This window comes from Rhizobium sp. USDA 4016 (assembly GCF_056279705.1).
The window spans coordinates 3,374,106-3,387,946 of record NZ_JBWCCY010000004.1 but is presented as its reverse complement, the minus strand read 5'-3'; the positions used below and the strand labels follow the sequence as shown (position 1 = coordinate 3,387,946).

Below are 13,841 nucleotides of genomic sequence, written 5' to 3'. Positions count from 1 at the left end.
GATTGAATGTTTTGGCAGAAATGATGCCGGCGAGCCGGTCACGCCTGCCAGGTGACCGCTCGCTTTTGCAATCAGGGCGCTCTTAAAACCAGATGGACGTCTCGCGACCTTATCGAGGAAGTGGCGGGCAGCCGAGCCCGGAGGTCCCGGTTGCCGCGTCGTCCTGCTGCCCCGTTGCATTCGTGCAGGCAGGCGATGACGGGATCGCAGGGTTGACGCCGCTTGGGTTGATCGTGCTGCCGCTCCTGTTCAGATCGACGGCACCGGAATTGATCGTGCTGTTGGTGATGCCGGGATCCGTGCGGGTCGTGCCCGAGCCGGTATTGTTGGGAGAGGGAGCTATCGTGGTTCCACCACCGGACCCTCCTTGGGTGCCGGTCGTTTGTGCGAGAGCAGTGGCTGCGACGGCAACCGCCACGATCGAACTCGCGATAAAACGAATAAACATGAGGGCATCCTCCATCGTCTGTTCATAGAACCGCAGTCCGTGGGAGATGGTTCGATCACAAGGAGTTGAGCGAAAGCTGTGACCACGCGTCACCATGAGACGGATCACGAAAATGGCGCTTTACCGGAAAACTGGTGCTGCCGAGTGGGATTGAACCACCGACCTCACCCTTACCAAGGGTGTGCTCTACCACTGAGCTACGGCAGCAGGACCAGGACGCATGAGCCGGACGGCTGCATTGCGTGAACGGGGGGCCTATTGCCACAGCTTCTTGATAAGCGCAAGCCGCAAATTCCAACTTCGCATGTATTAGGGCCAAGGCCCTTTTTGCGTGAGGCGGAATCCGCTAAACATCAAGCATGGACGACAAGATCGAAAATGCCGCAAAGGGCCGCAAGGCAGTGATCGAAGAACAGGCGAAACTGCGCCGCGAACGCGCTGCCGAAAAGCTTCGCGAAAATCTCGCCCGCCGCAAACAGCAGACACGGGCGCGCCGCTCCGGCCAGGCGGACGAGACAAATGGGCTTCCTGCCGCAAAAATGGACGAATCGTAATGTTCGGTTCACGGCGAATTGAAGCGTGCCCGGAATTCGTCTAAAGACCCCCATCCCTTTTAAAGGCAGAACTTTCAGAAAGGCGGGCACAGCCCGTAAGCCCATATGGATCGTATCAGAATTGTCGGCGGTAATGAGCTCAATGGCATCATTCCGATTTCCGGCGCCAAGAATGCTGCCTTGCCGCTGATGATCGCCTCGCTTTTGACCAGCGATACCTTGACGCTCGAAAACGTCCCTCATCTGGCAGATGTCGAACTTTTGATGCGCATCCTCGGCAATCATGGTGTCGACGTTGCCGTCAACGGCCGCCGCGAGCGCCAGGAAGACTCCTATGCACGCACGATCCACTTCACCTGCCGCACCATCGTCGATACGACCGCGCCCTATGAGCTGGTCTCGAAGATGCGCGCTTCCTTCTGGGTCATCGGACCGCTGCTCGCGCGCGAAGGCCACTGCCGCGTCTCTTTGCCGGGCGGCTGCGCCATCGGCACGCGTCCGGTGGATCTCTTTCTCGAAGGACTTGCAGCGCTCGGCGCAAACCTCGAAATCGACAGCGGCTATATCAACGCGACGGCACCGAACGGAGGCCTGATCGGCACGCGCTACACTTTCCCGAAAGTTTCCGTCGGTGCGACCCATGTAATGATGATGGCGGCAACGCTCGCCCGGGGCACCACGGTCATCGGCAATGCCGCCCGCGAACCGGAAGTCGTCGACCTCGCCAACTGCCTGAACGCCATGGGCGCGAAGATTTCCGGCCAGGGCACCTCGACGATCACCATCGAAGGCGTGCAGTCGCTTTCCGGCGCGCGCCACCGCGTCCTGCCGGACCGCATCGAGACCGGTACCTATGCCATGGCCGTCGCGATGACCGGTGGCGACGTCGTTCTGGAAAACACCGATGCAGCTTTGCTCGAAACGGCATTCGAGACCCTCCGCCGTGCCGGTGCGGAAATCTCGCCGACCAACAACGGCGTGCGCGTCAGGCGCAATGGTGCCGGCATCAGGCCGGTCGATGTCGTGACCGATCCGTTCCCCGGCTTCCCGACCGACCTGCAGGCGCAGTTCATGGCACTGATGACGCGCTCCTCCGGCATTTCGCATGTGACGGAAACCATCTTCGAAAACCGCTTCATGCATGTGCAGGAGCTTGCCCGCCTCGGCGCGAAGATTTCGCTTTCCGGCCAGACGGCGAAGATCGAGGGCGTGCCGCGGCTGAAGGGCGCTCCGGTGATGGCAACGGACCTACGTGCTTCCGTTTCGCTGGTGATCGCCGGTCTTGCCGCCGAAGGCGAGACCATGGTGTCGCGCGTCTATCACCTCGATCGCGGCTTCGAGCGGCTGGAAGAAAAGCTCACCCGCTGCGGCGCGATCGTCGAGCGCGTCAGCGAATAGGCAAGGGCGGTTCTACGCCCTTTATCCCGGTTGCGCATTTAGCCGCGGCATCCTATTTCCCTTGTCGAACGCATCGCCATCCCGGCGGTGCGCGATGGACCCAGGGGTTTTGCCTGCATGACCGATTTGAAGCTTCTTGCGCTCGATAGCGAAGACCTTTCCGTGGTCTCCGCCCATATGCAGGACAGCGTCTTCAAGGTCGGGGACATGGCCTGGTTGCCGCGGGACGGACAGTTTTCGATAGCCGCCAACCGCTTTGTCTGGGAAGATGCCCTCAACAAGCGCAAGGGCTTTGAGCGCCACCGGGCGGTGCTGATCTTCAAGCGCGTTCTGGCCGTCCGCTCCACCGGGATCGACCGCGAGCGGCGGGACGATGTACTGTCCCTGCTGTCCGTCGGCTTCGAACAGAAGGGCGAGGGGCCGGATGGCACGATCGAGCTGACGCTTGCCGGCGCCGCCGAGATCGTCCTCGACGTCGAATGCATCGAAGTGCAGCTTGCGGATATCGGTGGGGCATGGGAAACCGCCTCCAAGCCCCGCCACCCCGGTGCGTGAAGACGTCCCCGTGTCGAATTGAGAAGGAATATCTGCGTTGGCAATCTGGCTGGATCAGGCATCGGACGGTTTCGAGCAGCGCTTCGCCGCGTTTTTGACAACCAAGCGTGAAGTTTCAGAAGACGTGAACGCGGCCGTGCGCACGATCATCGACGACGTGCGCGCCCGCGGTGATGAAGCGCTCGCCGAATATTGCAAGAAATTCGACGGCATCGATTTTGCCGATGTGCCGATGCGCGTGACCGAGGCGGAAATCGATGCCGCGGTGGAAGCAGTGCCTTCCGAAGTGCTCGGTGCGCTGAAGGTTGCGGCTGTCCGTATCGAATCCCATCATCGCCGCCAGCTGCCGAAGGACGATATCTACGAGGACGCCATGGGCGTTGGGCTCGGCTCACGCTGGACGGCGATCGAGGCGGTCGGCCTCTACGTGCCGGGCGGCACAGCAAGCTATCCGAGCTCGGTGCTGATGAATGCGGTGCCGGCAAAGGTCGCAGGCGTCGAGCGCATCGTCATTGCGGTGCCGGCAACGGGCGGTGAGGTCAATCCGGCCGTACTTGCTGCGGCCAAGCTTGCCGGTGTTTCGGAAATCTACCGTGTCAGCGGCGCGCAGGCTATTGCCGCGCTCGCCTACGGCACGGAGACGATCGCACCGGTCGCAAAGATCACCGGCCCGGGCAACGCCTATGTTGCCGCCGCCAAGCGCCAGGTCTTCGGCACGGTTGGCATCGACATGATCGCCGGGCCGTCGGAAGTGCTGGTGATCGCAGACAAGGATAACAACCCGGACTGGATCGCCGCCGACCTTCTGGCCCAGGCCGAACATGATGCAAGTGCCCAGGCGATCCTGGTCACCGATAACGCCGAATTCGGCAAGGCCGTGGAAGTCGCCGTCGAGCGGCAGCTGAAGACTTTGAACCGTGCGGAATCCGCCGCCCGCAGCTGGCGGGATTTCGGTGCGGTCATCCTGGTGAAGGACCTGAAGGATGCGATACCGCTTGCCAACCGCATCGCCGCCGAGCATCTGGAGCTCGCGGTTGCCGATCCGGATGCGCTGCTCGACGGAATCCGCAATGCCGGCGCGATCTTCATCGGCGCCTATACGCCGGAAGTGATCGGCGATTATGTCGGCGGCTCGAACCATGTCCTGCCAACCGCGCGCTCTGCCCGCTTCTCCTCCGGCCTTTCCGTGCTCGACTTCGTCAAGCGCACCTCGATCCTCCGGCTCGGTCCGCAGCAACTTCGCGATCTCGGTCCGGCGGCCATCGCCCTCGCGGTCTGCGAAGGCCTCGACGCCCATGCGCGATCGGTCGCGATCCGTCTCAATCTCGAAAGGTGAGGCATGGCGAAGGGCGACTTCCGGCTCTCAGATATCGTCCTTGACGATACGATCGGCCGTTCGACGCCTGATGTCGAGCACGAGCGCGCCGTCGCGATCTTCGATCTCATCGAGGAAAACAGCTTCGAGCCAGTCGGCCACAGCGGCGGACCCTACCGGCTGAAGATTTCGCTGGTCGATTCCAAGCTCGTCTTTGCGATCACCACGGAAGACGGACGGAATGTTGCGACCCATATCCTGTCACTGACCCCCTTCCGCCGGCTCGTGAAGGACTATTTCATGATCTGCGAAAGCTATTACGAGGCGATCCGCTCTGCCTCGCCAAGCCGCATCGAGGCGATCGATATGGGACGGCGCGGCATCCACAACGAGGGCTCGCAGACATTGAAGGACCGGCTTGCCGGCAAGATCGAGGTCGATTTCGACACAGCGCGCCGCATCTTCACGCTCGTCTGCGTGCTCTACTGGCGCGGATGACGGCGATGGCGCCGGCTCCGACCACGGCAGAAGGAAAGGCGCCCGGCGCGATTCTCTTCATGTGCGGGTTGAACGCCATCCGCTCGCCGATCGCCGAAGTGATCGCCCGTAGCATCCTGCCCAGGAATACCTATATACGTTCCGCAGGCGTTCGCGCCGGCGAGCGCGACCCCTTTGTCGACGTCGTGCTCGATGAAATCGGCCTTTCGCTCGGGCGTCGCCAGCCGCAGACGCTTGACGAACTCGAGGATGACTACTTCGATCTGATCATCACGCTCTCGCCACAGGCCCATCACGCCGCACTGGAACTGACGCGGTCGAGCGCCGTCGACGTGATCTATTGGCCGACGATGGATCCGACGGTCACAACCGGGACCCGCGAGCAGATTCTGGACGCCTACCGTGAGGTGCGTGATCACCTTGAGATGCTCATCGAAACACGGCTCGTCAGGAGAAATGGCATCGCCGCTCAATCGGCGTGAAACAAAAGGAAGAAAGCCCGATCAACAAGGTTCACAAATGACCCCTGATTGTGTAGTTTCCGCGAAAATTTTAAGGCGGCCAATGCCGTCATCTCAACCGACAGGAAGAAAACCTTTATATGCCTAAAGAAGAAGTCCTCGAATTCCCGGGTATTGTGACCGAACTTCTGCCGAACGCGACCTTTCGTGTGAAGCTCGAAAACGAGCACGAAATCATCGCCCACACGGCGGGCCGCATGCGCAAGAACCGTATCCGCGTTCTCGCCGGCGACAAGGTTCTTGTGGAAATGACGCCTTACGATCTCACGAAGGGCCGCATCACCTATCGTTTCAAATAGGCTTGGCCCGGAAGCCTCAAGGGCTTCCGTTTCCGGTCGAGGGTCACATGGCGCTCACATACAAGCTCATTCTGGCTTCCGGCTCGCCGCGCCGTGTCGACCTGCTCAACCAGGCAGGCATCGAGCCCTCGCGCCTGATGCCGATGGATATCGACGAGACGCCGAGGAAATCCGAGCATCCCCGTTCGCTTGCCCGGCGCCTTTCGACGGAAAAGGCCGAAGCGGCCCTTGCCGCGATCAAGAGCGACATGGCCTGGAAGGGCAGCTATATCCTTGCTGCCGACACTGTGGTTGCTGTCGGCCGCCGCATTCTCGGCAAGGCCGAGTTCGCCGACGAGGCTTCCGCCTCGCTGCATCTGCTTTCCGGCCGCAGCCACTGGGTCTATACCGGCGTCTGCCTGGTGACGCCCGACCGCAAGATCCGCCAGAAGATCGCCGAGACGAAAGTGCGCTTCAAGCGGCTTTCCGGTTTCGAGATCGAGAACTATCTTGCCTCTGGCCAGTGGCGCGGCAAGGCGGGTGCCTATGGCATCCAGGGGCTGGCCGGCAGCTTCGTGCAGAAAATGGTGGGCTCCTATACCAATGTCGTCGGCCTGCCGCTTTATGAAACAATCCTGCTGCTGACCGGCGAAGGCTTCGACGTGCATAGCCGGTGGCCTGAGGGCTGAGCCCGGAGGAAGATCACCGTGCCCGAAGAGAATAAAAACACCGCCAAGGTCGAACCGCTGCGCAAGACGCGCCCTTGCCCGGAATGCGGCAAGCCCTCGCACCGCGATCACTACCCTTTCTGTTCGAACCGGTGCCGCGAGGTCGACCTCTCCCGCTGGCTGAACGGCGCCTATGCCATTCCGGTTGCCGAAGACGAGAAGAAGGCGGACTACGACGACGAAAAGTAGCGAAAATCCACAGCGAACCCCTTCAATTTGCTTGTGAATCCGCAAAATGTCCCCGGTTGGCAAAAAACTGTCATTTGCAGCTTGCCATGGCCGGACAAGATGCTATAACCCCGCTCGCTTCCGGGGCGAACCAAGGCCCCGCACTTCTTTCAACGAAGAATGTTCTGCGAAGCACGGATGCCCAGATAGCTCAGTTGGTAGAGCAGCGGATTGAAAATCCGCGTGTCGCTGGTTCGATTCCGGCTCTGGGCACCATAAAAATCCAACAAATTCAATTGGATAGAAAAACGAAGCCGAAACGCTTCCGCGTTCATGTGGCATTCATGTGGCATTCCGGCAAACCATGTGCCACCTAACAATAGATTCGCTAGTCTTTCAGACCTTTGCTGTCTGCGCTTGTCCGACTCTTCGTCGAACCACTGTGCATGCCGCGCGGCTTACCCACCCCCCGCTGGGGCAGAGCCTTCAAAAGGTCTTTTGGGAGAGCACGCGTTGATGGGTCCGTGCGGGCTATGGCCTAATTAGACAAGCGGATTATGACGTCAAGCGTTGGAAGCTGATAGGGATTGGGGCGCTTGCCGTCATCGGAATCGGCGGTATGGCGATGGGCGTGACCTTTGCGGATGCTATAAGAAGGATCGAGGCGATCATTTTGGAGCGCTAGGAATGGCGGTCCGCGCAGCCGTGCAACGGTTTTTGCACATTACAGGAGGCTGCGTCGCGCGATCCGGGCGGGGCTGGTGGGCTATCAAGAGGCATTGAAGACTTACTTGATCCGACTGCCGTTCAGTGCAGCGCTAGGGGACCGTTCATGTCAACCAAAAGAGGTAATGAAGGGAACCGAGAAGCAACCAAGAGTGAACTAAAGGGGATAGTTTATTAGTCTCTGCTAACTGACATAATGTCACAAAATGGCGAATCAGCTAGAATGCGGCTTTAATGTCGGCTGAAGCTCAAGATAGGCGCGGCGATGAGATACGAAATTGAACGGGAAAACAACGGAACCTACCGTATCATAGATCATCGAAGAAGCGATCAGGTCGCGGTCTGGGAGGACGCAGTTCAAGTTCGCTTATCGATTGGCCTTGCAAGTGCCATGGCTGGATATATGAACGCGAAGGACCGGCACGACACGGCTTATGGTCCCAAATCCTGAACGCGCTTCGGCTCCCATAGGCAAGCTCTCACTGACATAATGTCAAAAAATGACCCGGCGATTGGCTGTCGATTGCCCGCTAGATTTTCCGTCGGCGTCATTCTGGCGTGTTCATTAGGTGCAGCTGACCATGGGAGGGAAGGCTAAGGGGTTAAGGCATGTCAGACATAGCCGACACGCAAAGGGCAAGCGCTGGCGTAACGCTCCGGGCGGACTGGATCGGCGTCCTATCCATTCTATTCGTTGTGGCATTCATCGGCCTAGCGGTCGCTGGATATGGCAAGAGCGCGCCGGGTGACGGTAACGCGGTCCTATCGATCGCACCGAAGGCGCACATAATGGCTCCCTAATATGGATTGGGAATTGGGAATTGAGAGGCTGATAGGGCTGGCTTGGCTTACCCTATGTGGCACTTGCATATTCATAGCGGCAAAGAAGCACGCGCAAGGCCATACGCTTGAGATGTGGGGAATGATCTTTGTCGCGCTCGTCATGGCTATTATGTTCGCCGAAGTGATCAAAGAAGATGGCGCAATAGCTCAATAAACGCAACTGAAGGTGGATTTTGTGTGGCTCAACAGTCGAGAAGGTTGAAGGTTACTATCGAGGAACTTGCGCGGCGTGCGAGAGAGGTTGATTCAAAAAAGCGCCCCGCCGTCGATCGGCGGGCCAAAGGTAACTGTGACGAATACCGCTCATAGGGGTGCGCGGCAGTTATAAGATGGGCGAGATCATCTGCCGGTAAACTAGCCCCAACGTTATTAGTCTGCCGACAGGGTGTGTTCAGCGCAGGGCCAAATCGCCGGCTGGATGTGCTTCTGGACGGTCGCGCAATCCTTATATTGCAACGACTTAACTGCCGCTGCCGCGAGCTTTCGCCAGAACACAAAATAAGCCCGACGAAATCAGGTCCGACGAAATCGGGGCTAGTGTTAACGACGAAGAGGAACGTCGGAAGATGAACGCATGCTAGGGGTAATTCATTAAAGGCCGCAAATAGCAAATGCCATGGGAGCGGCGTGCCGCCGTGTCAATTTCTACCTGTAGAATACAGTTAGTTACGTTACTCGCCCTTCGAAACGCGCTATATTAGCGGTGACGCAGGAAAAGTGGGAGGAAACTGGTCTCAGTCCCCGGACGAAGCTGAAAAGATTATCCTGCGAATTACCTTAGCATTCTGGATTGAAATCGCGAGTTCCACCCCCCAGGGCGGCTCACGATCGCTGCAATCATGTTTATCTCAAAAGAACAGTGGAGGATGCGATGCAATTGCTAGATGAAATTCCGAACAGCAGCCGGTTCTGCCGACTGGGACAGATTGCCTTTCTCACGGCCACGCTTGCCTTTGTTCCCATGGCCACCCGTGCAGCCGAGCAGATCACTGAGGCAGAAGCTCAGTCAATTGCGGTGGACTCCTACGTCTATCTCTACCCGCTAGTCTCGATGGACGTGACGCGGAAACAGTTAACCAACTTAGAGCCGGGTAAGATGCCGGGCTTTGGGCCAATGAACGAGTTCTCGAACTTTTCGGAGTTCCCAGCCGCTGACGTGAGAGTGGTAGTACGCCCGAACTTCGATACCTTGTACTCGTCTGGGTGGCTCGATCTCACTAAGGAACCCGTCGTCGTGTCTGTGCCGGACACGAGCGGGCGCTACTATCTTCTGCCTATGTTGGATATGTGGACTGATGTCTTTGCGTCGCCCGGTTGGCGGACAACGGGAACCCAAGCTGGTCATTTCTTGATAGCGCCGTCAGGTTGGAGGCCCGATCTCCGCGACAAGTTCGACGAGTTCAAGCTACCAGACGGAATCCAAAGGATCGATGCTCCGACTCCCTATGTTTGGGTTATCGGACGCACCAAGACAGACGGCCCTCCCGACTACGACGCTGTTCACAAAATTCAGGCGGGTTTCAAAATCACGCCGCTCTCACAGTGGGATAAGGCCCCACAGGCGGTGACGGTAAAGGTTGATGATGCAGTCGATATGAAGACCGCGCCGAAAACCCAAGTCGACACGATGCCAGCGGACAAATACTTCGCCTACGCAGCAGAGCTTCTCAAGTTGCACCCGCCTCATGTTACGGACCAACCGATTGTGGCGCAGATGAAACGCATTGGTATCGAACCGGGTAAGAGCTTTGACATGAGCAAACTTGACCCCTCGGTCCAAGCCGCGATTAAGAATGCGCCGGAGATGGGCCAGCACCTCATGCTATGGAAACTCCCGACCCTCGCCCGCATCGCGAATGGTTGGTCCATGAACACCGATACGGTGGGCGTGTATGGCAACTATTACCTGAAACGCGCAATCCTTTCGCAGCAGGGGCTCGGAGCAAACTTAGTGGAGGATGCGATCTATCCGCTGAACCTGGCCGACAGCGAGGGAAAACCGCTTGACGGCTCCAACAAGTACGTAATCCGGTTCGACAAGGGCGATACGCCTCCTTCACATGCTTTCTGGTCGATCACTCTTTACGATGCCGAGGGTTTCCAGGTGGGGAACAGCCTCAACCGTTTTGCCGTCAGTAGCTGGATGCCGTTCAAATATAACCCAGACGGTTCGCTGGAACTGTACTTTCAGAACGAGAGCCCCGGGACAGACAAGGAGGCGAACTGGCTGCCCGCTCCCAAAGGAGCATTTAACCTGACGATGCGCATCTACGCTCCGTCGACCGACGCCCTTAACGGCAAGTGGAATCCACCGGCGGTCACGAAGGCTAGTGCCCTCTCGGCTTTAACGGCCCAGTGAAATTAGTACGAAAAAAGGCGCTCGGGTCCATATGAGAAGACCCGACCGCTCAGAGTACGATGCGGGCCAGCACCTTCAGCGGAGACGCGGTGTTCTTCCGACGCCGAATGCCTCTTAAGGGCATCGATAATCTCCATGGCGGTGGTTTCATCAAGGCGTTTGAGCGGCAGGGTTTCAGCGATGACAGCGACCTTGTGCGTTTGCGTTTCTACGATCGACCAGCTGCCATCTCCGTCGCGTCTGGCGAAATAGTGCGGGCATGTTCGATTAGTCACGTCTACCTCTGTTTCTCGGCAATACTGGCGAGTAGCTGTTCCAAGCTGTCTTCGTTTGTGACGCCGTGCTGATAGAAATAGATGATCTGGGTTGCGAGCTCGTCGCAGGCGTCGTCACCCGTTATGTGCCCGGTCGCGCAGATATGATCGAAGACTCTTTTGCCCGTCCTGCTGCCACGTGGTTGATCGACGCGACCCACCCCCGTTGGCCCCAGCCAAAGCCTTCACACACTTTAGCTGAACTTGAAAGTGAGGCGCTGGTTTGACCCGATTTGACGCCGACATACTGTCGGGGGCTAGACTCTGAGTTGCGGATTACCTATCTGCGAGTCATAGGGTAACTGATTGATTTAGTTACTGGGATTTGATTCATGTGGCACGGATGTGGCAAATAGCTAGAGCTTGATTTACCAACGTACATCAGCGGATATCTCAGGCTCAGACATCAGAGCACTTATCCCTGTGTTGTCGCATCGCGCGAAATACAGCGGAACCCGACGTGGCACGTCGAAGTGTCGACGGGTTGCGCCATTCGGGCCGCCGGACGGTAGCGTCGGCAATAGTTGGGGGCGCAAAGATGTGAGCCGCCTTTCATGACCTTGCGCGGGATCTTAATGTGCAGCTGGAGCGGATCGAGGCTATTCGCTTGATCGGCGTCCCTCGGATTGGAGATCGTGCAGCACGGGCTGTCGATGTTGCCATGTTCTTGATACCAATCTGAGGTCCACTCCCAGACATTGCCCGCCATGTCGTAGAGGCCGTAGCCATTCGCCGGATAGGCGGCGACAGGCGAGGTTCTCTCGTAGCCGTCCCGGCGGAGGTTCTGCCAAGGGAATTCGCCTTGCCAGGTGTTAGCCATCTGCCTGCCATCGGGGGTCAGTTCATCACCCCAGATATAGTCTGCCGCCTCGAGCCCGCCGCGCGCCGCAAACTCCCATTCGGCCTCGGTGGGCAGCTCCTTTTTCGCCCACGCGGCATAGGCTTCCGCATCCTCATAGGCCACATGAACGACGGGATGATCCTGTAGGCGCTTGATCGAGCTCGCAGGTCCATAAGGATGCCGCCAGTTCGCTCCGCGGACGTAGGCCCACCAGTTGTAGTGATTGCGGAGATCGACACGCGTCTTGGGCTTGCTGAACACTACCGAGGACGGCTCCAGCATGTCCGGTTTCGCACCTGGATAATTTGCGGGATCGACGGGACGCTCGGCCACAGTTACATAGTCAGTCGCCTCGACGAAAGCCGCGAAGTCGCGATTGGTGACCGGACAGATATCCATCCAGAAGCCGGTCACCGCCACCTTGTGCGCCGGCGCCTCTTCGGGATAGTGCCTGTCTGATCCCATGAGGAATGTGCCGCCGGGAATCCACATCATCTCTGGGCCGAGGGAGGGCGTCGACGACGAACCTACAGGGGTTCGTTCGGCATCGGCAAGCTTTGTCATGACATTTTGTTTCCTCGTTCCTGGCAGGGATCGGGTCATGTGTCGAGAATCACCGTTCGAACGCGAAGACCTTGGTCCAGTCGTTCTTCATATCGACGACCGTCCAGTTCATGATCCCGGCTTCATCGAGGCCCTTGTCCAGCCGGCCGATCGACGAGGCCCTGTCATAAGCCCATTCCCGGTCCGCGTCGGTGTGGCGGACGAAAAGGCAAAATCGCAGGCCCGGAGGACTGCATGTCCATTGCAGCATCTGAAGGTCGCCGTCGGAGTTTCCGAACGCCGCTATCGGTCTGCGGCCGATGTGCTGGTGGATGCCCACAGGCTTGCCAGCCTTGTCGTCGATGAAGTTGATTTCGGCCAATCGCATCAGTAGCGGCGTGCCGTCCCGCAGTTCGAACTTGGTCTTGCCACTGCTGCCGATCACCTGCTCGGGTGGAATTCCATAAACTTCTTCGCTGAAGACGCGCATGAAATCGACGCCGCCACCGGAAGCAATGAACGTCTTGAAACCATTGGCTCTGAGATAGGCCAGCACCTCCAGCATCGGCTGGTAGACCATCTTCGTGTAGAGCTGCCCGGTTTTCGGATGCTTGGCGCTAGAAGTCCAGTCGCGGACGATCTGGTCAAACTCCTCAGTGGTCATGCCCGAATGCGTGGTCATGACGATCTGCATGATCGCCGGTTCGCCGCCCGCGAGCGCTCCCTTCAGATCGCCTTTCAGCAACGAGGCAAACGGCTCCTGTGAGGCCCATTCCGGATGTTGAGGGGCAAGCGCCTTGGCTCGATCGACCGCGAACAGAAGCTGAAAGTACATCGGCTGCTCGGCCCAAAGCGTGCCATCGTTGTCAAACACGGCAATACGCTCCGGCACGGGTACAAAATCCGCCGACCCTTGCGCGGTCACGCGCTCGACGAACGAAACTATCGATTGCTTGGCCTTGCCTTCACTCCAGGAGGGGAGCGCGTCTGCACCCTGCGCAGTACAGGCGGCCACCAACAGAGTGAAAACAGACAACAGGTAATGCTTTGCGATGCGAACGGAATAGGTCATGGCCCGATCCTCCTATCAATCAACATCTGTCAGGCATGCATCGTCAAACCAATCTCCGTAAGGATGATCATTTGGGGGTGCTTACCCCTTTGTGACATTCGCCGATCGGTCGTGATGAAGCCCGTCACGATACTCGAACACTAGGTCCCAAAGCCTGCCTTCACCAAGTGCAACCTCAAGCTCCCTTGAAGTCAAATAGGGGATCAGTATCAGCAGCATGACCAGGCTCGTCGCCAGCATCTCGGGCAGCTTGCCGCCTCCAATTTCCGCGAGCGTGGCGGCAATCGTTCTGCCGTTGCTGAGCCCGACGATCGCTTCCTCGACAATGGAAAGGGCGATGAGCAGAAGAAGATAGAGCACCGCCTTGTAGGCTATGACGGAAACGAGCCGCAGCCTTCCATATCGCTCACCCAATTTGACTGCGTGCCCGAGAAGGATGAACTTCCCCAGGATCAGCGCCTTGATAGCCGGCACGCCGAACGCAGAAAAATGCACGCCCAGACTGCCAAGTATCGCCATCTTGTAAAGGACGAGCGCGCCGAAGCAGACGTACAGATACGCGGACAAAAGGGCATATTCTTTCAACTCGCGCTTTGCTCTCTGGGCAATTGTCGCAGACGAGCGAGTTTTCTCTACCGTCATGAGTCTGCCTTTCATTCGCGCTATAGCTCGCGCCGGCT

The 13,841-nt window shown here is 58.4% G+C and carries 15 protein-coding genes, 2 tRNA genes and 1 pseudogene; 13 read left to right on the top strand and 5 right to left on the bottom strand.

What is annotated here, in order from left to right; all coding sequences use genetic code 11:
* Positions 1–109: 109 nt before the first annotated feature.
* Positions 110–448, bottom strand: coding sequence for a hypothetical protein (locus tag ACZ9DP_RS32470; protein ID WP_476204747.1), 339 nt, complete (start codon positions 446–448; stop codon positions 110–112).
* A gap of 132 nt (positions 449–580) precedes the next feature.
* Positions 581–655 (bottom strand) — tRNA-Thr (locus ACZ9DP_RS32465).
* Positions 656–807: 152 nt separating this feature from the next.
* Here ACZ9DP_RS32465 and ACZ9DP_RS32460 point away from each other — a divergent pair.
* From ACZ9DP_RS32460 to ACZ9DP_RS32400, 13 genes and pseudogenes are all read left to right on the top strand, one after another.
* A complete protein-coding gene (locus ACZ9DP_RS32460) occupies positions 808–1,002 on the top strand; it encodes a hypothetical protein (protein WP_039843891.1) in 195 nt (64 codons plus the stop codon).
* Positions 1,003–1,107: 105 nt separating this feature from the next.
* Positions 1,108–2,400: a UDP-N-acetylglucosamine 1-carboxyvinyltransferase gene (gene murA, locus ACZ9DP_RS32455; RefSeq protein ID WP_194728912.1), complete on the top strand. Its 1,293-nt coding sequence runs from the start codon at positions 1,108–1,110 to the stop codon at positions 2,398–2,400.
* A gap of 117 nt (positions 2,401–2,517) precedes the next feature.
* Entirely contained in the window at positions 2,518–2,955 is a 438-nt protein-coding gene (locus ACZ9DP_RS32450) for a DUF2948 family protein (RefSeq protein ID WP_476204746.1), read from the top strand.
* A gap of 37 nt (positions 2,956–2,992) precedes the next feature.
* Complete coding sequence (hisD, locus tag ACZ9DP_RS32445; protein WP_476204744.1) at positions 2,993–4,291, top strand: histidinol dehydrogenase; 1,299 nt, start codon at positions 2,993–2,995, stop codon at positions 4,289–4,291.
* 3 nt (positions 4,292–4,294) lie between these two features.
* Positions 4,295–4,768 carry a UPF0262 family protein gene (locus ACZ9DP_RS32440; protein ID WP_074066604.1) on the top strand — a complete coding sequence of 158 codons (474 nt, stop codon included), beginning with the start codon at positions 4,295–4,297 and terminating at the stop codon, positions 4,766–4,768.
* Positions 4,765–5,250, top strand: a complete 486-nt coding sequence (locus ACZ9DP_RS32435; RefSeq protein ID WP_028740124.1) for an arsenate-mycothiol transferase ArsC — start codon at positions 4,765–4,767, stop codon at positions 5,248–5,250. The genes ACZ9DP_RS32440 and ACZ9DP_RS32435 overlap by 4 nt, the downstream gene beginning before the upstream one ends.
* A 119-nt stretch (positions 5,251–5,369) precedes the next feature.
* Positions 5,370–5,588 carry a translation initiation factor IF-1 gene (gene infA / locus ACZ9DP_RS32430; protein ID WP_003545338.1) on the top strand — a complete coding sequence of 73 codons (219 nt, stop codon included), beginning with the start codon at positions 5,370–5,372 and terminating at the stop codon, positions 5,586–5,588.
* A 47-nt stretch (positions 5,589–5,635) separates the two neighbouring features.
* Complete coding sequence (locus tag ACZ9DP_RS32425) at positions 5,636–6,256, top strand: Maf-like protein (protein ID WP_022718246.1); 621 nt, start codon at positions 5,636–5,638, stop codon at positions 6,254–6,256.
* An 18-nt stretch (positions 6,257–6,274) separates the two neighbouring features.
* Positions 6,275–6,484: a DNA gyrase inhibitor YacG gene (gene yacG, locus ACZ9DP_RS32420; RefSeq protein WP_074066606.1), complete on the top strand. Its 210-nt coding sequence runs from the start codon at positions 6,275–6,277 to the stop codon at positions 6,482–6,484.
* A gap of 179 nt (positions 6,485–6,663) precedes the next feature.
* A tRNA-Phe gene (locus tag ACZ9DP_RS32415) sits at positions 6,664–6,739 on the top strand.
* A 283-nt stretch (positions 6,740–7,022) separates the two neighbouring features.
* Positions 7,023–7,148 (top strand): annotated as a pseudogene (locus tag ACZ9DP_RS32410) (DUF1515 family protein); the annotation flags it as partial.
* A 650-nt stretch (positions 7,149–7,798) separates the two neighbouring features.
* Positions 7,799–7,990: a hypothetical protein gene (locus ACZ9DP_RS32405; protein WP_476204741.1), complete on the top strand. Its 192-nt coding sequence runs from the start codon at positions 7,799–7,801 to the stop codon at positions 7,988–7,990.
* 913 nt (positions 7,991–8,903) lie between these two features.
* Positions 8,904–10,391, top strand: a complete 1,488-nt coding sequence (locus ACZ9DP_RS32400; protein WP_476204740.1) for a DUF1254 domain-containing protein — start codon at positions 8,904–8,906, stop codon at positions 10,389–10,391.
* A 729-nt stretch (positions 10,392–11,120) separates the two neighbouring features.
* Here ACZ9DP_RS32400 and ACZ9DP_RS32395 read toward each other — a convergent pair.
* The 3 genes from ACZ9DP_RS32395 to ACZ9DP_RS32385 form a co-directional block, all read right to left on the bottom strand.
* A complete protein-coding gene (locus ACZ9DP_RS32395; protein ID WP_476204739.1) occupies positions 11,121–12,110 on the bottom strand; it encodes a formylglycine-generating enzyme family protein in 990 nt (329 codons plus the stop codon).
* Positions 12,111–12,159: 49 nt separating this feature from the next.
* The gene (locus tag ACZ9DP_RS32390; RefSeq protein ID WP_476204738.1) at positions 12,160–13,161 is read right to left on the bottom strand and encodes an HAD family hydrolase; all 1,002 of its coding nucleotides are present in this window, start codon (positions 13,159–13,161) and stop codon (positions 12,160–12,162) included.
* Positions 13,162–13,242: 81 nt separating this feature from the next.
* Positions 13,243–13,803, bottom strand: a complete 561-nt coding sequence (locus ACZ9DP_RS32385) for a hypothetical protein (protein ID WP_476204737.1) — start codon at positions 13,801–13,803, stop codon at positions 13,243–13,245.
* Between the last annotated feature and the right edge of the window lie 38 nt (positions 13,804–13,841).